This is a genomic window from Kaistia defluvii, assembly GCF_026343955.1.
GTDB classification, from domain to species: domain Bacteria; phylum Pseudomonadota; class Alphaproteobacteria; order Rhizobiales; family Kaistiaceae; genus Kaistia; species Kaistia defluvii.
Genome location: NZ_JAPKNI010000002.1, coordinates 496,237 through 516,044 on the forward strand (window position 1 = coordinate 496,237; position 19,808 = coordinate 516,044).

The 19,808-nt window shown below is 68.5% G+C and carries 12 protein-coding genes; 9 read left to right on the forward strand and 3 right to left on the reverse strand.

Annotated features, from left to right (window positions below):
• Window positions 1-104 precede the first annotated feature (104 nt).
• From OSH10_RS06685 to OSH10_RS06710, 6 genes are all read left to right on the forward strand, one after another.
• Window positions 105-10,166 carry a hypothetical protein gene (locus OSH10_RS06685; protein ID WP_266330857.1) on the forward strand — a complete coding sequence of 3,354 codons (10,062 nt, stop codon included), beginning with the start codon at window positions 105-107 and terminating at the stop codon, window positions 10,164-10,166.
• Between the two features lie 288 nt (window positions 10,167-10,454).
• Window positions 10,455-11,651, forward strand: coding sequence for a substrate-binding domain-containing protein (locus OSH10_RS06690; protein ID WP_266330858.1), 1,197 nt, complete (start codon window positions 10,455-10,457; stop codon window positions 11,649-11,651).
• Between the two features lie 88 nt (window positions 11,652-11,739).
• Window positions 11,740-12,477 (forward strand): ATP-binding cassette domain-containing protein, encoded by a 738-nt coding sequence (locus OSH10_RS06695; protein ID WP_266330859.1) that lies wholly within the window; start codon window positions 11,740-11,742, stop codon window positions 12,475-12,477.
• The gene (locus OSH10_RS06700) at window positions 12,470-13,210 is read left to right on the forward strand and encodes an ATP-binding cassette domain-containing protein (RefSeq protein WP_266330860.1); all 741 of its coding nucleotides are present in this window, start codon (window positions 12,470-12,472) and stop codon (window positions 13,208-13,210) included. Before OSH10_RS06695 ends, OSH10_RS06700 begins: the two co-directional genes overlap by 8 nt.
• Complete coding sequence (locus OSH10_RS06705) at window positions 13,207-14,193, forward strand: ABC transporter permease (protein ID WP_266330861.1); 987 nt, start codon at window positions 13,207-13,209, stop codon at window positions 14,191-14,193. The genes OSH10_RS06700 and OSH10_RS06705 overlap by 4 nt, the downstream gene beginning before the upstream one ends.
• Window positions 14,194-15,153 (forward strand): ABC transporter permease, encoded by a 960-nt coding sequence (locus OSH10_RS06710; RefSeq protein ID WP_266330862.1) that lies wholly within the window; start codon window positions 14,194-14,196, stop codon window positions 15,151-15,153.
• 16 nt (window positions 15,154-15,169) lie between these two features.
• On the opposite strand, the gene OSH10_RS06715 is transcribed toward OSH10_RS06710, so the two are convergent.
• The gene (locus tag OSH10_RS06715) at window positions 15,170-16,012 is read right to left on the reverse strand and encodes an IclR family transcriptional regulator (protein ID WP_266330863.1); all 843 of its coding nucleotides are present in this window, start codon (window positions 16,010-16,012) and stop codon (window positions 15,170-15,172) included.
• A gap of 146 nt (window positions 16,013-16,158) precedes the next feature.
• Here OSH10_RS06715 and OSH10_RS06720 point away from each other — a divergent pair, with 146 nt between their 5' ends.
• A complete protein-coding gene (locus tag OSH10_RS06720) occupies window positions 16,159-17,061 on the forward strand; it encodes an amidohydrolase family protein (RefSeq protein ID WP_266330864.1) in 903 nt (300 codons plus the stop codon).
• Window positions 17,062-17,085: 24 nt separating this feature from the next.
• On the opposite strand, the gene OSH10_RS06725 is transcribed toward OSH10_RS06720, so the two are convergent.
• Window positions 17,086-17,823, reverse strand: coding sequence for a polysaccharide deacetylase family protein (locus OSH10_RS06725; RefSeq protein WP_266330865.1), 738 nt, complete (start codon window positions 17,821-17,823; stop codon window positions 17,086-17,088).
• A 361-nt stretch (window positions 17,824-18,184) separates the two neighbouring features.
• Between OSH10_RS06725 and OSH10_RS06730 the strand changes: the two genes are divergently transcribed.
• Entirely contained in the window at window positions 18,185-18,574 is a 390-nt protein-coding gene (locus tag OSH10_RS06730) for a response regulator (protein ID WP_266330866.1), read from the forward strand.
• Window positions 18,575-18,687: 113 nt separating this feature from the next.
• Window positions 18,688-19,197, forward strand: coding sequence for an MgtC/SapB family protein (locus OSH10_RS06735; protein ID WP_266330867.1), 510 nt, complete (start codon window positions 18,688-18,690; stop codon window positions 19,195-19,197).
• On the opposite strand, the gene OSH10_RS06740 is transcribed toward OSH10_RS06735, so the two are convergent.
• Complete coding sequence (locus OSH10_RS06740) at window positions 19,194-19,748, reverse strand: DUF1345 domain-containing protein (protein WP_266330868.1); 555 nt, start codon at window positions 19,746-19,748, stop codon at window positions 19,194-19,196. The genes OSH10_RS06735 and OSH10_RS06740 overlap by 4 nt on opposite strands.
• Between the last annotated feature and the right edge of the window lie 60 nt (window positions 19,749-19,808).

Here is a 19,808-nt window from a genome sequence, read left to right on the forward strand (position 1 = left end):
AAAACGCTTTCAGGTCTGACGTTGGGGCACATGCCGTTTCGGTAACCATATAGACGTAGGGGAGGAACTCGTGCCCTCCGGCGCGAAGGCTGGGGAGCCGACACATGTTCGGGATTGTTTCGCGGTTGGCGACGGTAGCGGGTCGCGCAGGCGGAGTCCGGCTCGGCATCAGGGCCATTCGTCCGGTGGCCGCCGCGGCTCTGGTTTCGGGAATCCTGGCGCTGTTCGCGATGGCGGCGGGAAGTGATCCGGCCGCCGCTGCCTGTGTCGGCGCGAGCGGCAATGTGATGAACTGCACCGACAATGCCAATGGCGGCTCGGCAGTCTACACGGCGCCCGGTGTTCTGACGCTGAACGTCAACTCCCTGACATCCAACCTTTCGCAAGTCGCGCTGACTGGCACCGGATCCACCCCCAGCGATCCGGCTGCCGTCGAGCACTACACCTGCGCCGCCCCGGCCGAGGGCGCGGATGCCGACTGCACCATCACGCCGGCCGTGCCCGCCAGTGGCGAGGATCCCGCCAAGCCCGAGACCTGCGCCGGTGCCAACTGCATCGCCCCGCCGGTGAAGGCGGCGAGCGGCCCGACCGGAAACTCCGGCCCGACCCTCGTCGTCAACTACCTGCCGGGCGCGAATGCTTCCAGCGGCGTGGTCGGCGGCAATACCAGCGGCCAGCCGGGCGTCCTGGCGCAATCGAACGGCAGCCGTGGTGGCAATGGTAGCAATGGCTACGTCTTTTCCGACGGTGGCGATGGCGGCAATGGCGCCGATGGCGGCAACGCCACGGTCAACGCGGCCGGCAAGGTCTCGACCAGCGCGGAGCATGCGGCCGGCATCGTCGCGACCAGCATGGCGGGCAATGGCGGCAATGGTGGCGGCGCCTATGGGATTTCCGGCGATGCCGGGGATGGCGGCCTGGGCGGCAGCGGCGGCGTCGCGACGGTCAATTTCACGGGCGGCACCGTTGTCACGACGGGGGATTACTCGGTCGGCATCGCGGCGGTCAGCCAGGGCGGCGGCGGCGGCAATGGCGGCGGCGGCGGCGGTCTCGTCTTCAATCCCGGAGGCGGCAGCGCGGCCGGCAGCGGCGGCAACGCCAATGTCACGACCAGCGCCGGCACCTCGATCACCACGTTCGGAATCTACTCCCACGGCATCGTCGCGCAGTCGATCGGCGGCGGTGGCGGCGGTAGCGCCGGCGGCTTCGGCCTGTTTGCGTCGTCGGGTGGCGATGGCGGCAATGGCGGCAATGGCGGCGTCGTGTTCGTCGTGAATGGCGGCTCGATCACGACGAACGGCAACAATTCCCAAGGCATTCTGGCTCAGTCCATCGGCGGCGGTGGTGGCGATGGCGGTTCCAATTTCGGCCTGTTCGCGTCCGGCGGCAGCGGCAGCCTGGGTGGCTATGGCTACGCCACCGGCCTTGCGGATGAAATCGCTGTTGGCGTCACCAATTCGGGCGCCATCGTCACGAAGGGCGAATCCTCGAACGGTATCCTGGCCCAGTCGATCGGCGGCGGCGGAGGCAATGGCGGCTCGAGCGGCGGCCTCGTGTCGCTTGGAGGCTCCGGGAGTTCCACCACCAATGGCGGCATTGTCCAGGTCACCAACACGGCAACGGGCACGATCAAGACGGACGGCAAGGCCTCGGCCGGCATTTTTGCGCAGTCGGTCGGCGGTGGCGGCGGCAATGGCGGCACGGCCGGCGGCCTGTTCTCGGCCGGCGGATCCGGCGGTGCCGGCGGCGCGGGCGGCCTGGTCACGGTGATCAATGGCGGCGATATCGAGACGGGAATCAACGGTTCCGAATCCCTCAACTCGGCCGGTATTTTCGCCCAGTCGGTTGGTGGCGGCGGCGGCAATGGCGGCGGCGCCTATTCCGGCGGCCTGGGCTTCAGCGTTGCGCTGGGCGGCAAGGGCGCGGGCGGCGGCGATGCCGGGGCCGTGCAGGTTCTGCGCGATAGCAACGACAGCCGCTACTCGATCATCACGCATGGCGCCCAATCCGACGCCGTGTTCGCGCAATCGATCGGCGGCGGTGGCGGCAATGGCGGCTTCGCCGTATCCGGCACGGTCGGCGTCTTGGCGCTTTCGATGGGCGGCGATGGCGCAAAGGGCGGCAAGGGCGGCGCGGTCACGGTCGAGACGGCCGGGTCGCTGACGACCTATGGCGACGGATCGCGTGGCATCTTCGCCCAGTCGGTCGGCGGCGGCGGCGGCAATGGTGGTGCGGCCGTCGCGGTCGCCGTGGATGCCGTGGGCGCCGGCTTCGCGGCGGCGATCGGCATCGGCGGCACCGGCGGCGCGGGTGGCGATGCAACCATCGTCAACGTCTCCAGCCTCAGCGATATCGAGACCAACGGCGACAACGCCCAGGGCATCTTCGCGCAATCGATCGGTGGCGGCGGCGGCAATGGCGGCTATTCGGTCGGCGGCGCACTCGGCGGTATCGGCATTGCCGTCAATATCGGTGGCCGCGGCGCCAGCGGCGGCCTTGGCGGCACGGTCGAGGTCGACAGTTCCGGCTCGATCTGGACCAAACGTGCCAATTCGACCGGCATCCTGGCGCAGTCGATCGGTGGCGGTGGCGGCAATGGCGGCTTCGCGATCAGCGCCGCGCTGGGCGCCGGCGCGGTCAGCGTTGCGCTGGGCGGTTCAGGAGGGTCCGGCAGTTCGGGCGGCGACGTCACCGTCAATGCCGATGGGGCCGGTCATTTCATCAACACCACCGACGGGCGCAACTGGAATCTCGTTACCGAGGGCGACAATGCCGTCGGCATCCTGGCGGAAAGCATCGGCGGCGGTGGCGGCAATGGTGGCTTCTCCGGCACGCTCGCGGCCGGCGGCCTGGTTGGCGTCGGCGTCAGCCTGGGCGGCACGGGCGGTGGCGGCGGCGATGCCGGCAAGGTCACGGTCAACAATGGCAAGAAAGTCGACTCGGTCGTCACCCAGAACAACATCCTGACCTTTGGCGACGGCTCCTCCGGCATCGTCGCGCAGTCGATCGGCGGCGGCGGCGGCAATGGCGGCTTCGCGGTGGCGCTGAGCGCCTCCGGTTCCTATGGCGGCGCCGGCGGCGCGGCCGCGGTTTCGCTCGGCGGCAGCGGCGCGACGGGCGGCATCGGCAAGGATGTCGATGTCACGAATTATGGCAACATCGCCACCAATGGCCAGCAGGCGAACGGCATCCTCGCGCAGTCGGTCGGCGGCGGCGGCGGCAATGGCGGTTTCTCGGTCTCGGGCGCCTTCACCTCCGGCGCGCTCGCGGCGACGGTTGCCATTGGCGGCAGCGGCGGTGCCGGCCAGGATGGCGGTATCGTCACGCTTCACTCGACCGGCGACATCGAAACCCGCGGCGACCAGTCGATCGGTATCTTCGCGCAGTCGATTGGCGGCGGCGGCGGCAATGGCGGCTTCTCCGGCGCCGGCTCGATCGCGCTGCAGGGCGGCAGCGTTGGCGTTGGCCTCGGCGGTTCGGGCGGCGGCGGCGGCGCCGGCAAGCTGGTCGAACTTACCTCGACGGGTAACGTGACCACGGGCGGCGATCAGTCGATCGGCATTTTCGCGCAGTCGGTCGGCGGTGGCGGCGGCAATGGCGGTTCCAACGTCACGCTGGCGCTCGGCCAGGACGCCGGCATCGCGGTGGGCCTCGGCGGTAACGCCGACAAGGGTGGCGCGGGCGGGGTCGTGACGGTCGTCTCGACCGGCGACATCACCACCGGCTATGATTTCCAGACCGGTACGCTGATCGCCGGCGGCGGCACGGGTGCGTCCGGCATCCTGGCGCAGTCGGTCGGGGGCGGCGGCGGCAATGGCGGCTTCTCGGCCGCCGTCAGTGGCGGCAAGTCGCTCGGCGTCAGCGTCGCTCTGGGCGGCAGCGGCAAGGGCGGCGGCAAGGCCGACATCGTCACCGTCACCAGCACGGGCGACATCAGCACCGGCTTCGACAATTCATCCGGCATCCTGGCGCAGTCGGTCGGTGGCGGCGGCGGCAATGGCGGTTTCGCCGGTGTGCTCGCCATCTCGACCGATGGCGGCGCCGCGGGCGTCAGCCTCGGCGGCTCCGGCGGTCTTGGCGGCGCGGGCGCGGTGGTCACGGTCGGCAGCACCGGCAACATCCTGACGCTCGGCAACGGCTCGAACGGCATTCTGGCGCAATCGGTTGGCGGCGGCGGTGGCAATGGCGGCTTCAGCCTGGCGGCCAGCGGCTCCGGCAAGAAGGGCAGCGTTTCCGTGTCGCTCGGCGGCGGCGGTGGGGATGGCGGCGTTTCGGGCCTCGTCACGGTCAACAATTCCGGCACGATCTCGACCAAGGGCCAGATCGCCAATGGCATTCTGGCGCAGTCGGTCGCCGGCGGCGGCGGCAATGGCGGCTTCTCGGTCGCGGGCAACCTGACCGTGGACGGTTCGGGCGGCGCCAGCGTGAGCGTCGGCGGCTTTGGCGGCGCCGGGCAGAATGCCGGGGCGGTCGTGGTCAACAGCAATCTCGGCGCCACGCTCGACGGCAATGCCGCGACGATCCACACCGAAGGCGGCGATTCCAACGGCATCTTCGCCCAGTCGGTCGGCGGGGGGGGCGGCAATGGCGGCTTCTCCGGCGCGATCTCGGTCACCGGCGAGAACGCCAAGACCGCGGTCGCCGTCTCGATCGGCGGCTTCGGCGACGGCGGCGGCAATGGCTCGACCGTCAATGTGACCTCGGTCGACAACATCCTGACCGAAGGCGACGGCGCCAACGGCATCCTGGCGCAGTCGGTCGGCGGGGGGGGCGGCAATGGCGGCTTCTCCTTCGTCGCGGCGATCCAGGGCTCGCTCGGCAAGGCCGAGGGTGGCGCCAAGACGGCGATCTCCGCCTCGCTCGGGGGCTTCGGCGGCGCGGCCGGCGACGGCGAAGCGGTCACGGTCGATTCGACCGGCATCATCCAGACCCAGGGCAAGAAGGCCTATGGCGTGCTGGCGCAATCGGTTGGCGGCGGCGGCGGCAATGGCGGCCTCAGCGTTTCGGCAAGCCTTTCGGGCGGCGAGGAAGGCCGTCAGGTCGGCGTCTCCGTCGGCGGCTTCGGCGGCGACGGCGGCAAGGGCGGCGACGTCACGGTGATCCGTGACGGTACCATCATTACCGAAGACGACCAGTCGGTCGGCCTGTTCGCGCAGTCGGTCGGCGGCGGCGGCGGCAATGGCGGCATGGCGATTGCCGGCACGATTGGCGGCGCGGGCGCCAAGAGCCTGTCCGCCTCGTTGGGTGGCTTCGGTGGCGAAGGCAGCGGCGGCGGCATCGTCATCGTCGACAGCAGCGGCGCGATCTCCACTGGCGGCGTCGAGGCGCACGCCATCCAGGCGCAGTCGATCGGCGGCGGTGGCGGCAATGGCGGCCTGGCGATCGCGGCGACGATCGGCGTGCTCGGCGAGGAGGGCACCAACGTCAATGCCAGTGTGGCGGTCGGCGGCTTCGGCGGCGATGGCGGCATTGGCGGCCCGGTGACGATCGACAATGACGGACTGCTGACGACGACGGGCGACGGCGCCTTTGGCATCTTCGCGCAGTCGATCGGCGGCGGCGGTGGTTCCGGCGGCAACGCGGTCACCGGCGTGCTCGGCCTCGGCGGCAACACCAAGGGAACGCAGGTCAATGTCAGCGTCGCGGTCGGCGGCCTGGGCGGCGACGGCAATCTCGGCGGCAAGGTTAAGATCACCCAGGATGGCGGCATCGAGACGTCGGGCGTCGGTTCGTCCGGCATCGTCGCGCAGTCGATCGGCGGCGGCGGCGGCACGGGCGGCCGCTCCAATTCGATCTCGCTCCAGCTCGGACCTTCCTGCAAGCCGCCGGCGGATTGCGACGAGGTCAAGAAATCGCCGAACTGGAACCTGCAGGCGACGGTCGGCGGCGAGGGTGGCGAGGGCAATCTCGGCGGCATGGTCGATGTCGCCAATCTCGATTTCATCACCACGCATGGCGACAAGTCGATGGGCATCTTCGCCCAGTCGGTCGGCGGCGGTGGCGGCACGGGCGGCGACGCCTATGTCGGCCTTGGCGGCCTGGTGTCGATCCCCTTCGTGCCGATCGATCCGCTCACCTTCCTGAAGCCGCTCAGCACCGGCAGCTTCAAGCGCTCCGCGGCCATCGGCATCGGCGGCACGGGCGGGGAGGGCGGTGACGGCGGTGTCGTGATTGTCACCAACACCGGTCACATCACCACCGAGGGCCAGACCTCGAATGCGATCCACGCGCAGTCGATCGGCGGCGGCGGCGGCGACGGCGGCGATGGCAATGCCGGCATGCTCGGCACGGTCGCGCTCGGCGGCAGCGGCGGCGCCAGCGGCAATGGCGGCGCGGTCACGGTCACCAATGGCAAGGAAGACCTGTCGCAGGCCAATATCGCCCTGATCGAGACCTTCGGCGGCGTCGTCCTGAACAACGAGGGCATCCGCACCAATCCCGACGCGGACACGGGTCGCTCGAACGGCATCTTCGCGCAGTCGGTCGGCGGCGGCGGCGGTTCCGGCGGCGGCGCGGGCGCACTGCTGGCCATTGGCGGCACCGGCGAGGCGGCCGGTTTCGGCGGCACCGTCACGGTCGACAATTATGGCGGCATCCTCACCCATGCCGACGATTCCGCGGGCATCTTCGCCCAGTCGGTCGGCGGCGGCGGCGGCGCCGGCGGCTCGGTCGGTCTCACCATCGTCGGTGTCGGCGGCTCGGGCGGCTCCAGCGGCGTCGGCGGCGAGGTCGACGTGACCAACGCGGCGATGATCCAGACGTCCGGCCTCGATTCCCATGCCATCTTCGCCCAGTCGGTCGGCGGTGGCGGTGGCTCCGGCGGCGGCAAGAATTCCGGCAAGTTCACCGACAGCGTTCCGGCGCTGGTGCTGGTGGGCGGCGCAGGCGGTTCGTCCGGCAATGGCGGCATTGTCAAGGTCATCAACGCCAACACCCTGCATACGCTGGGCGATGGCGCCGATGGCATCAATGCGCAGTCGATTGGCGGCGGCGGCGGCTCCGGCGGCCGCACCTACGGCCTGATCACGGTCGGCGGCGATACGGCGTCGACCGGCAATGGGGGCGACGTCACGGTCGAAAACCAGATCGTGCTCTCCGAGGACGAGACGACCACGCTTCGCCAGGGCAACATCCTGGTCGAGGGCTATGGCTCGCATGGTATCTTCGCCCAGTCGGTCGGTGGCGGCGGCGGCAATGCCGGCGGCGGCTTCGCGTCCAGCCTGACCTCGGGCTCGCTCGGCGTCGGGGGCGCCGGCGGCGGCGATGGCGGCATCGTCAAGGTCACCAACGCCGGCGGCATCACCACGACGGGCGACGCGGCGGTGGCGATCTTCGCCCAGTCGATTGGCGGCGGCGGCGGCAACGGCGCGATGACCGGCGGCACGGCCCTGACCAGCGGTTCGGGCTTCGACTTCACCATCGGCGGCGCCGGTGGCGCCAGCGGCAAGGGTGGCGATGTCACCGTCACCAACGAACTGACCGGCCTGATCCACACCAAGGGCTACGGCTCGACGGGCATCCTGGCGCAGTCGGTCGGCGGCGGCGGCGGCACGGGCGGCATCACCTATCTGACGAGCCTCGGCGCGACGCCTTCGATCGCCGTGGCGGTCGGCGGTTCCGGCGGGGCCGGCGGTGATGGCGGCATCGTCAAGGTCATCAACGACGGCAACATGCTGATCGAAGGCGACAATTCCGTCGCGATCTTCGCCCAGTCGGTCGGCGGTGGCGGTGGCAGGGGTGGCGCGGCCACGGCGGTCGCGCTCGGCGATCCGGCGGTCATCGGCGGCGACGGCGTGACCGGCAAGGGTGGTGACGTGACCGTCACCAGCACCGGCACCATCGGCCTCACTGGCGACGGATCGGTCGGCATCTTCGCCCAGTCCGTCGGTGGCGGCGGCGGCGTCGTCACGGCGGGCACGGACGGCATCGTCGCGGCCACCCAGAATGGCGGCACCGGCAATGGCGGCAAGGTGACGATCACCGGCGACGCCAAGATCCTGATATCCGGCGACAACTCGGTCGGCGTCTTCGCCCAGTCGGTGGGCGGCGGCGGCGGTGTCGGCGGCCTCGACGGCAACTATCTCGGCCTGGATGGCTTCTCGGGTGCCAGCGCCCGGACCTTCGGTCTGTTCGCGATGCCGGCGGGCTTCATGGGCTCGGTCGGCGGGACAGGCTATGGCGAGACTGTGAAGCTGACCCAGACGGTCGATGTCGCGGTCACGGGCCAGAATTCCTTCGGCATTCTGGCCCAGAGCGTCGGCGGCAGCGGCAATGGCGACATTGACGTCACCATCGATGACAAGGTGGAGGTCGTCGGCGGCTCCGAAATGGGCGCCGGCGTCGGCTTCAAGGACGGCAAGACCAACAGGCTGACCAACAAGGGCGTTGTCGCCTCGATCGACGGGATCGACGGCTATGCCATGCGCGCCACCGGCGGCGATGACACTTTCGAAAACCAGTCCATCGCCATCGGCTCCGTCGCGCTCGGCGAAGGCCTGAATGCCTTCAACAATCGCTTCGATGCCATCCACTACATGGGTGACACCGTCGATCTCGGCGCGACGGGAAAGTATCTGAATGAAGGCTACATCAATCCCGGCGACTGGGACCGGGTGATGACCACGACGCTGACCGGCAATTTCGAACAGGTCGAGAAGGCCGCCTATCTGCTCGATCTCGACCTGGCCGATACGACGGACCGGATCGATGTCAGCGGCACGGCCGTGGTGGATGGCTTCGTCGCCATCAACGTCATGAACCCGGGCGCGGCGCGCACCGGCAGCACCGACTACGTCATCATCCACACGGAGGAAGGCGTCACCGACGAGGGCCTCGCCATCGACGCCATCCAGAGCGCGGTGGCGCAGTACAAGCTGCTCTATCCGGTGGATCCGCAGGATGTCGTCCTCAACGTCGACATCAACTACGCCCGCGGCGGCCTGACGGAAAACCAGACCGCGGTCGGCTCGGCGATCAATGCGATCCAGACGGACCTGACCTCGCCGAAATTCACGCAGATCGCGGCGGCGCTGTTCTATGTGCCGACGCTGGATGCACTCGGCGCGATCTATGATTCGATCTCGGGCGAGGGCGTCAGCGGCTTCCAGCAGCCCGAATTCGACATGAACAATACCTTCCTGGCGGCCATGACCAGCCAGGCGGATAGCTGGCGCATCGGGATCGGCATCGACCCGGCGAGCCAGAGCATCGCGCCGAAGCCGCTCGGCTATGCCGCCGAGCCGGACAAGAACCCGGCCTTCGAAGCCCTGGCGAAAGCCGAGGAACGCCGCTGGAAGATCTGGGCGACGGTCGGCGGCAATTCCGGCAACGTCACGGGTGATCCGACGGTCGTCGGCAGCGCCGACCTGACCTACAAGGGCGGCAGCCTGGCGGCCGGCCTCGATTACCAGCTCGATCCCGACACGCTGATGGGCTTTGCGCTCGGCGGCGGCGCGGGCTCGTTCTCGGTGCCGGATCGCGAGACGAGCGGCAACATCGTCGGCGGCCATCTCGGCGCCTACGCGTCGAAGAAGTGGGGCCAGCTCTACGCCAATGGCGCGGTTTCGCTCGACATCTACGACAACAGCACCACCCGCCAGGCCACCGTGCCGGGCACCGATGCGCCGCTCAATCCCGTGCCGGGATTCTCGGAGCGCTGGGATGGCGACTTCCTGAGCGGCGGCTTCGGCGCCAAGGTCGAGACCGGCTGGCGCCAGCCGGTGGCCGGCCTCGGCGCGGTCACGGGCTTTGCCGGGCTGCAGTTCGCCTCGCTCTCGATGCAGGGCTTCTCGGAAACCTCGCATGATGGCGATGTGCTGGGCCTCGACTATGCCAGCCGCACCATTACCTCGCTGCCGTCCTCGCTCGGTATGCAGTTCGATACGGTGATCGGGCTTGGCGGCGATACGACGATCCAGCCCTGGGCGCGCGCGGCATGGCTGCACGAGTTCAACCCGGATCGGTCGGTCAATCCGAGCTTCCTCTCGGCGCCGGGCTATCCCTTCGTCGTGCAGGGCGCTGCGGCGGCCGAGGATGCGCTGGCGGTCAATGCCGGCTTCAAGATGAACTGGGGCCCGGACACCTCGTTCTTTGCCACCTTCGACGGCAAGTTCGCCGACAATGTCCAGACCTATGGCGGCAATGCCGGCTTCCAGGTCCGCTGGTAGAAAAATCCTAGCCAGTCGCGCCCCGGCGCGGCTGGCTAGCTCGATCCGACAGGACGCCCGTTCGCGTGATTTTCACGGGGGCGGGCGTCTTGCGTCGGGCGGTCTGCGGTACCCCCGCTGCAGGCTTGATCCCGCTGCGTAAACAGGCGCTGTCCAGTACCAAATACCAGTTGACAGGATGGCGGCTTGCTATCTGATATGAACGAAAGCTCTCACCTGCGAAAAGAGCTGAAATTGGGCGTTGGGAGCGGATGTCCGCCCCCGGCCGAGAGGGAGGGAGACAGGATCATGACACGGGCCAGCAGGACCAGATTGCGCTTGGCGGTTTGCGCCGCAGCGATGATGAGTGTCGCCGGATTTGCCAGGGCGGAGACGCCGCCGGCTTTCGCGACGCTGCCGCCGGAAGTGCAGGCGCTCTATCTCGGCGTCGAGGAGACGATCCAGCCCTCCGCCTATGACAATTTCGGCCCCGTGAAGCAGCCCTGGAAGTGGTGCCATTCGGAGTCCTACCAGGGTAATCCCTGGCGTGTTTCCGTCACGCACGAACTGGAGCGCCTGGTCGGCCTCTACAAGGAGAAGGGCTGGATTTCCGATTTCGAAATGTCGGATTCCAACGGTGACACCGGCCAGCAGATCGCGCAGATCCGCGCCTTCATCGACAAGAAGTGCAGCATCATCACCTCGTTCGCCGGTTCCTCGACCGCGCTGAACGAAGTGATCGAGGCCGCCTTCAAGGCCGGCATTCCCTTCGTCACCGGCTCCGGCGCGGTCACCAGCCCCTATGCCATCAACGTCGACTCGAACTTCGTGAAGTTCGGCTATGACGTCGCCAAGGGCGTCATCGACGGCATTGGCGGCAAGGGCAATGTGCTGCGCATCGAGGGCATTGCCGGCAGTCCGCTGGTCGCCCAGCAGCGCGCCGGCGCCGACAAGGCTTTCGCCGAGGCGCCCGACGTCAAGGTGATCCGCGACGTCAATGGCAACTGGTCGCCGAACGTCACCAAGACCGTGACGCTGCAGGTGCTGGCCACCACGCCGCAGCCGATCGCCGGCGTCTGGACCTCCGGTTCGGAGTCGCGCATCGTCGCCGAGGCCTTCCAGCAGGCCGGCCGGCCGATCCCGGTCGTCTCCGGCTCGATCTCGGGCGATGCGCTCGGCTTCTGGAAGGACAACCAGGACACGTTCCGCTTCACCGGCGGCGCGCTGATGCCGTCCTGGACCGCGCAGACCCTGTTCCGCGTGGGCGTGCGCGTGCTCGAGGGCCAGCAGCCGAAGCTCAACATCCTGATGATCCCCGTGCCGGCCGTGAAGCCGGACGAACTCGGCAAGTGGCACCGCGACTGCATGACCAAGGACGCCGTCTCGATCTTCCCGGTCGCGCCCGAGGATCCGATGCCGGAAGCGCTGATGGATGCCTATTTCGCCAAGCCGGCGCATACGCAGCTGTTCGACTACGCGCAGACGCCGGACCCCTGCGCCAAGTAGGGGCGGGCTTGCAGGCAGGACGGGTGGCAGCCACGCTGTCGCCCGTCTTTTGATTCCATTCGCGACGTTGCACGGGGGCTGACGTTTCATGCTGGAGATCCGCGATCTCTCCAAGCGCTATGGCGAGACGGTGGCGCTGGACGGCGCGAATATCGATTTCACGCCCGGCACGATTCACACGATCCTCGGCGAGAACGGCTCGGGCAAGAGCACGCTGGTCAAGCTGCTCTCCGGCATCGTCACGCCCGATCGCGGCACCATCACCTTTTCAGGCCGCGCCATCGCCGGCCGCGATCCGGCCGAATTCCGCGCCGCCGGCTTCGCCACGGTATTCCAGGAAGTGCTGATCGCGCCGGACCGCAGCGTCGCCGACAATATCCTGCTCGGCTATGACGGCCTGTTCCGCCGCCGCGTACCGCGTGGCGAGCGCCGCGCGCTTGCCGGCCGCATCCTGTCCGAATTCGCCTCGACGGCCGTGCCGCTCGACGAGCCGGCGCGGGAGGTGCCGCTGGCGGCGCAGCAACTGATCGTGCTCGCCCGCGCCCTGACCCGGTCACCGCGCGTGCTGATCCTCGACGAGGTCACAGCCGCGCTCGATTTTGCCGATCGCGAGGCGGTGTTCGCGCTGATGCGGCGGCTGGCGGCGGAGGGCTGTCTCATCCTGTTCATCACCCACCGCATGGACGAGGTCACCGGCCTCTCCGACCGCGTGACCGTGCTGCGCAGCGGGCAGGTGGTGAAGACGCTGGAGAAGGGCAATCTGGTGCCCGACGAACTGCTCGCGCTGATGGCGCCGGATACCGCGCGGGAGCTGCACCATGGCTGATCCGTCCGCGCTCTCCATTCGCGGCCTGTCGCTGAAGCCGGGCGCCATTCCGTTCGATCAGGATATCCGCCGCGGCGAGATCGTCGGGCTGGCGGGCCTCGACGGCCACGGCCAGGACGCCTTCATCGAGACGCTGGCCGGCCTGCGTCCGCCGGTCGTCGGTCATGTCGGCACCGGGCGGGACGGCGAGCGGGTGATACGCAGCTTCCGACAGGCGGTCCGGAGCGGCATCGCCTATCTACCGCGCGACCGCCGCGCCACCGGCATTTTCCCCTCCATGTCGATCCTCGACAATTTCGCCATCGCGACGGTGGGCCGGGACCGCAAGCTCGGGCTGATCAGCTTGGCCGAGCGGCGCAAGCGCTACGACTATTACCGCGACCGGCTGTCGATCGTCGCGCCCGATCCCGGCCGCATGATCACCACCCTATCGGGCGGCAACCAGCAGAAGGTGCTGCTCGCCCGCGCTTTGGCGCACAAGCCGGACGTGCTGCTGCTGAACGACCCGACACGCGGCGTCGATATCGCCACCCGCCGCGTCCTCTATGCGGTGTTTCGCGAACTGGCGGCGGAGGGCATGGCGCTGGTCATCCTCTCGACCGAGATCGAGGAGGCGCTGGTGCTCTGCGACCGCATCCTCGTGTTCCGCGAGCAGGAACTCGCCGCCTCGCTGGCGGGGGCCGAGCGCTCCTCCGAGCGCATCATATCCACCATGTTCGGGCGCGCAGCATGACGGCATCCGCAATCTCCCCGCCGGCTGGCAAGGCTTCGGCCCTCAAGGCGGTCTGGCGCCAGACCGGCTTCGCGCCGATCCTGTTCGTCGTGCTGCTGGCGATCAACATCTTCATCAACCCCGCCCGCTTCGCGCCCGCCGCCTGGGGCACGCTGATCGGCCTCGCGGCGCCGCTGGTCGGCGCGGCCATCGCCTCGGCGCCGGCGATCCTCGGCGGCCGGGGCGGCATCGACATCTCGGTCGGGCCGATCATGGGCTTCGTCAACGCCATCGTCGTGCTGGTGCTGATCCAGAAGCTCGGCCTCAGCTCGCCCTTCATCGTCGTCGGCGTGGCGGTTCTGATCGGCGCCGCCATCGGGGCGCTGAACGGCTTCCTGGCCACCATCCTGCGCATCCAGCCGATCGTCGCGACGCTCGGCACCTATCTGCTTCTCGTCGGCACGACGCTGACCATCCTGCCGGCGCCGACCGGTACGGTGCCGGTGTGGCTCAAATCGCTCGGCGGGCCGCTGTCGATCCTGCCGCTCGGCGCCGTCTTCCTGGTCTGGATCGGCATCCGCCGCCTGCCATACTATGACCACCTGATGGCGGTCGGCAGCGATGACCGCGCCGCCTATACGGCCGGCATCCCGGTCACGCTGGTGCGCTTCCTCTCCTATGTCATCACCGGCGTGTTCGCCGGCGTCGCCGGGCTGATGATGACGGCGCTGATCGGCTCGGCCGATCCGTCGATCGGTCCCACCTACACGCTGATCGCCATTTCGGCGGTAGCGCTCGGCGGTGTCAGCCTGGCCGGCGGGCGCGGCGGATTGCTGGGGGCGGCGATCGGCGCGATCGACATCTTCCTGCTGCAGAGCGCGCTGACCTTCTTCAACTTCTCCACCTTCGTCCTGCAGATCGCCTATGGCGCGATCCTCGTCATCGCCATCGTGCTGACGGCCTTGCAGGACCGATGGCTCGGACGCATGCGGGGAGCAGCCTAGATGGCACGCCTGACCAGTGACCAGGCGCGCGTTTTCGGCGCGCTCATCGTCGCCGTCGCGCTCCACCTCACCGGCACCGCGCTGATCGAGGGCTATTCGAGCGAGTTTTCCATGCGGGCCATGCTGGTGCTTGGCTCGCTGCTGGCCATCGCCTCGATCGGCCAGACGCTGGTGGTGATCATCGGCGGCATCGACCTGTCGATCCCCTTCGTCATCGGCTTCGCCAATGTCGTCACCGCGCAGCTCTATGGCGGCGGCATGAATTTCGCGGTGGTCTGCGCCATCGTCATCGGCCTCGCCTGCGCCATCGGCGCGCTGAACGGGCTGATCGCCTCGAGCCTGAAGCTGCATCCGCTGATCGTCACGCTCGGCATCGGCACCATCGTGCAGGGCTCGGTGCTGCTGTGGACAGGCGGCTTCCCGTCCGGTTCGGCGCCGGCAGGAATCACCGAATTCGTCTCCATCGGCGGCTCGGTCGGCTTCCTGCCCGTGCCGTGGCTGGTGCCGTGCTTCATCGCGCTCGCGGCGATCGTCACCGTGGCGCTCGCCCGCACCGCCTATGGCCGCCGGCTGTTCGCGCTCGGCAGCAATCCGCGCGCCGCCCCCCTGGCGCTGATCAACCCGGTGGCGATGTGGACGGCCACCTTCGCCCTTTCCGCCGCCTTCGCGGCCGTGGCCGGCATCCTGCTGCTCGGCTTCACCGGCTCGGCCTATGGCGAGGTGGGCCAGCCCTATCTGTTCCAGACCATCGCCGCCGTCGTCATCGGCGGTACGGCGCTGGTCGGCGGGCGCGGCTCCTATCTCGGCACGGTCGCCGGCGCGCTGGTGCTGACCGAGATCAACACCCTGCTGATCGGCATCGGCCTGCAGCCGTCGCTGGTGCAGGCCGTGCTCGGCGTCGTCATCGTCGTGCTGGTGTCGTTCTACGGCCGCGACGCCCATGTCCGGACGACGATCTGAGTGGTGACGACGCGCCTCAGCCCCGGATCGGGAATTTCGGCTCCGGCAGGTGGCCGCCGATCTGCCGGCAGAGTTCGGCCGCCGCCTCATAGAGATGCTTCGAGGCGTCGGCGAGCTGGACCTGGTTGGTGACCCAGAGCAGGAACGGCATGGTGAGCGCCGCCTGGGCCATGCCGCTGGCGTCGAAGATCGGGAAGGACACGTCGGTGATGCCGCGCAGCGTTTCGTCGGCCACCACCTCGTAGCCGCGCTTCTGGATCTGCTCGACCCGGCGGATCAGCGGTTCCGGGTCCTTGCCGCGGGAGCGCAGCTCTTCCGAGGCGCGCTCGATCAGCATGGCGCGCGTCAGCTCGTTCTGGAACGCGATCAGGGTTCGGCCCGATGCGGTGGAAAGCATCCGCGTCTGCGTGCCCAGCCGGACGCGAAAGCCGACCGGAGCGGGATTGTCGGCGACCGCGATGACGCGCACCGAGAGCCCGTCCAGGATCGACAGGATGATGGCTTCCTCGACCTCGGCCGCCAGGCTCTGCAGGATCGGCTGCGCTGTTTCGCGCAGGCGCCGGATCGGCGGATGGCCGCAGGCGAGGTCGAAGAGCTTCATCGAGATCTGGAACGCCTCGCCCGGCGGCTTGCGCTCGACATAGCCGCGCCGCTCCAGCGAGACGACCACGCGATACACCTCCTGCACCGAGCGGCCCAGCGACTGGGCGATCTGCGACAGGATCAGGCCGCCCGACTGGCCGGCCAGCAGTTCCAGTATATCCAGCCCCTTTTCCAGGGCCGGTGCCTTGTAGGCGAGGGCGGCGTTCGCCTGCTTGTCAGGCTCGGCCCTCTTGGCCTTCACGGCTTCATTCGCCATCTCTGGTCCCGTTCTGATTGCGTTTCCCCGTCGATACAGTAGCCCGCCCTTGACAGGGCGCGCCAGCCTGTCCCCTATTTCAAAATCAAGTATCATATGTGGAAAAGGACGTCGTAACGGCAGCCTTTTCCCTTGGGAACGGGGATATGACGGGGCAACGCTATAACGGGCCGATCATCGACGCCCATCATCACTTCTGGGATCTCGGGCTCGGCAAGCATGGCTGGCTGGAGGGCGGCGACCCATCCGACGAGCTGGCGCCGTTTCGCCGGAACCATCTGGTGGCCGACTATGAGGCGCTGGCCGTCCCGCAGGGCATCGTCGCCAGCGTGCATGTCGAGGCGAACTGGGATCCGGCGGACCCGGCCGGGGAAAGCCGTTGGCTCGATACGCTGGAGCGTTCGCCGGGCATCGCCGCGCGCTATGTCGCCCATGCCGCGCTGCTCGACCCCGGCGCCGAGAGGGTGCTGGAGGCGCACGCCGCCAACGGCCGCGTCGTCGGCATCCGCGAGATCCTGAGCTGGCATCCCGACCCGGCCAAGCGCCGCATGCCGGACAATGACCGCATGGACGATCCGCGCTGGCGCGCCACCCTGGCCCGCTTCCGCGAGCACGGGTTCAGCTTCGATCTGCTGATCACGCCGCATCAGTTCGAAAGCACGCGCCGGCTGGTGGCGGATTTCCCCGACATCGCCTTCATCCTCAACCATTGCGCCAGCCCGATCGACCGCGACGCCGAAGGCATGAAGCGCTGGCGCGACGGGCTCGGTCTGCTGGCGGCGGCGCCGAACGTCGCGATCAAGATCTCCGATCCGGTGGCCTATGACCCGCAATGGACCCGCGAGAGCCTGGGCGAGGTGATCGACGCCTGCATTGATGCGTTCGGGCCGGAGCGCGCCATGTTCGCCACCGACCATCCGGTCGCCGGCCTGCATATCGGCTTCGCCGAGTGGGTCGACGTGTTCAAGGAAGCGACGCGGGGATTTTCGGCGGAGGAGCAGGCGGCCCTGTTCGAAGGCAGCGCGCGGCGCTGGTATCGGCTGGCGTAGCGTTCCCGGTCGGAAGCAAGACCCTCAGTTGCTCGCCTGGGTCTGGACGTCGTCGAGCTTGACGAACACCGTGCCGGACGCCACGAGGCGCTGGATGCCCTCGACCACGCCGAGGCCGGCCGGATGGCCCGGCTGGTTGATGTGGGCGATGATGACGTCGCCCGATTTCGCGGCGGCGATGCGCCTGGCGACGGTGGCGGCCGGCAGCGAGGCGCCCATGTCGGCATTGAGCGAGAAGCCGGCGATCGAATAGCCGGCGGCGCGGATCTGGTCGAGCGCGTCGCGGCTGTAGACGGCGGTAGCGCCGCGGAACCAGCGCGGCGGCTTGCCGGTCGCCTGCCGGACGGCCAGGGCGCCGCCATCGACCTCCCGCTGCACCGCTTCCAGCGAGCCGGCGGTCTTCACGCCATAGAGGCTCGGAATGTCGGTGATGGCGGGCACGTGCTGGTCGCCATGGTTCTCGACCTCGAACAGTTCGGGATGGGCCATCACGACGGCCATGGCGGCGGCGTTCCGCTTCAGCCAGCGATGGGTGACGAACAGGGTCGCCGGGATGCGGTTGTCCACCAGTTCCTTCAGGATGCGCTGGTCGATCGCGCCGGAGCAGGCATCAAAGGTCAGCGCCACGACGCGCGGGCCCGGCGGCGGCGCGGCGATGCGCAGCTTCAGCTCGATGTCATGCGACCTGGCGGATGCCGCCGTGCCCATCAGGAACGACAGGGCAAGCCCGATCAGGGCGGTGCGGATGGTGAGCGTCGGCATCAGGAACTCCGGAGCAGCCGATTGTCGGCCCCGCGGAGCTAGGCGCTGTCTTCGTCCAATTTGTGGCTGGGGCGTCTGGAAACGCCGATCGACGCGAGTTTGTCACAGGCCGTCGCGAGCCTCCGATCTTAACCATCTTCGGAGCTAAATCTCTCCATCGCTAGGTCGGGGTGGGGGATCGCGGTAACGTCGTTGGCCCCGGAGCGTAGAGGCGTAGGGTCGATTTCGGCCCGCAGCGAGGGCCGCGTCGTGATCGATCTGTCGCCGAGTCCCATTGCCCATGCCGCGAGCCAGGTCGGAACACCGTTCGCGGCATTCCGTGCGCCGCTTGCCGAGTCGCCCGCCTTTTGGAGCGATCGCCATGGCTGAGGGCGGACCGGTGATCCTGCTGATCGAGGATGAGCCGCTGGTTCGGTCTGCGGTTGCCGAAATGCTCGAGGATCTGGGCTTTGTCGTCGAACTCGCGTGCTCGGCCGCCGAGGCGTCGGCTCGCCTGGGCGGGGCCGACCATCCCTATCGTGCCATCATCATCGATGTCGGCCTGCCGGATCGTTCCGGCGAGGATCTCGCCAAGGACATTCTGGCGGCGCTGGCCGAGGTTGCGGTCGTCATTGCCAGCGGCGGCGATCCCGCCGATCTCGACCCCGCGCTCGCCAACGACCCGCGCGTCGCCTTCCTGGGCAAGCCCTATGGAATGCGCGCGATGATCGGGGTTCTCTCCCGCCTTGGCATAGCGGCAACGCCGGACTGAGCGCCGTCCCGCCATTTCGCCCATGGGTGCGGCGGCGGCGCGGCTGGCATGGCGACGCGGATATGCGACTATGCGAACACACGCATTGGCATGGGAGAGGGGCGGGTCTGTCGATGGATCTCTATCTGGATACGGCGCTTCGCCTGGGCGTGGCGGTGTTCTGCGGCCTGCTGATCGGCATCGATCGCGACGCCCGGGAAAAGCCCGCCGGCATGCGCACCCTGGCGCTGGTCTCGCTCGGCGCGGCGCTGGCGACGGTCAGCGTCAGCCATATCACGATGTTTGTCGGCCACCCCGATGCGCAGAGCCGGGTGCTGCAGGGTGTCGTGCAGGGTGTGCTGGCCGGCATCGGCTTCATCGGCGCCGGCGCCATCCTTCGGCGCGGCAAACGGGACGAGGTCGTACATGGCGTGACCACGGCCGCGACCGTCTGGGTGGCGGCAGCGCTCGGGGTTACCAGCGGGCTCGGCGACTGGCCTGTCGTGATCCTCGCGCTGGTTCTGGTCTTCCTCGTCCTGATCGTTGCCAAGCCGATCGAGCGGCGTTGGCTGGAGCGTCTTCAGGCCCTGGAGGAGGCGCGTCATCCCGCGCCGCCGCCGCCGGCTGCCGATGGTCCCGCCTAGGTGAGCACGCTGGCGCCGAGATTGATGGCAAGCGCCAGCAGCGTCGTGTTGAAGACGAACGACGCGATCGAGTGGAACATCATCACCATCCGGAAGCCGGTCGTCCGCACATTGACGTCCGAGGTCTGGAACGTCGCGCCGAGGCAGAACGAGAAATAGAAGAAGTCCCAGATCACCGGCTCCGGCGTATCGGGGAAGATCAGGCCGCCGGCATCGTCCTCCTTGCCGTCCGCATCATTGTCGGTTCCCGCCGGCGCGTAATAGAGCCGGGCATAGTGGAACGCGAACAGCGTGTTGAACACGGTCCAGCCGAGCGGGATGCTGATGATGGCGATCGCCAGATGCGCCGCCGTCGTATTGGGACCGTTGAGGATCGAGAAGATCGAATAGAACGAGAAGGCGATGGCGCCGAGCGTCAGGCAGACGATCAGGACGATGCCTTCATCCTCCCGTCGCGCCCGCTTGCGCAGCGTCTCGAGATTGGCCTTCGCGGCAAGCCGGAACAGGAAGAACAGATAGGCGATGAAGAACACGTCGCCCGACGCGATCATCGCGAATTCCGGCCGCACCAGGCGGATGAGGAAATAGGCGACGAGGGCGACGAGGATGGA

Bases quoted from the DNA above. Each gene is read 5' to 3' on its own strand.
- OSH10_RS06685 (WP_266330857.1), top strand. From the start codon at position 105: ATGTTCGGGATTGTTTCGCGGTTGGCGACGGTAGCGGGTCGCGCAGGC.
- OSH10_RS06690 (WP_266330858.1), top strand. From the start codon at position 10,455: ATGACACGGGCCAGCAGGACCAGATTGCGCTTGGCGGTTTGCGCCGCA.
- OSH10_RS06695 (WP_266330859.1), top strand. From the start codon at position 11,740: ATGCTGGAGATCCGCGATCTCTCCAAGCGCTATGGCGAGACGGTGGCG.
- OSH10_RS06700 (WP_266330860.1), top strand. From the start codon at position 12,470: ATGGCTGATCCGTCCGCGCTCTCCATTCGCGGCCTGTCGCTGAAGCCG.
- OSH10_RS06705 (WP_266330861.1), top strand. From the start codon at position 13,207: ATGACGGCATCCGCAATCTCCCCGCCGGCTGGCAAGGCTTCGGCCCTC.
- OSH10_RS06710 (WP_266330862.1), top strand. From the start codon at position 14,194: ATGGCACGCCTGACCAGTGACCAGGCGCGCGTTTTCGGCGCGCTCATC.
- OSH10_RS06715 (WP_266330863.1), bottom strand. From the start codon at position 16,012: ATGGCGAATGAAGCCGTGAAGGCCAAGAGGGCCGAGCCTGACAAGCAG.
- OSH10_RS06720 (WP_266330864.1), top strand. From the start codon at position 16,159: ATGACGGGGCAACGCTATAACGGGCCGATCATCGACGCCCATCATCAC.
- OSH10_RS06725 (WP_266330865.1), bottom strand. From the start codon at position 17,823: ATGCCGACGCTCACCATCCGCACCGCCCTGATCGGGCTTGCCCTGTCG.
- OSH10_RS06730 (WP_266330866.1), top strand. From the start codon at position 18,185: ATGGCTGAGGGCGGACCGGTGATCCTGCTGATCGAGGATGAGCCGCTG.
- OSH10_RS06735 (WP_266330867.1), top strand. From the start codon at position 18,688: ATGGATCTCTATCTGGATACGGCGCTTCGCCTGGGCGTGGCGGTGTTC.
- OSH10_RS06740 (WP_266330868.1), bottom strand. From the start codon at position 19,748: ATGATCGCGTCGGGCGACGTGTTCTTCATCGCCTATCTGTTCTTCCTG.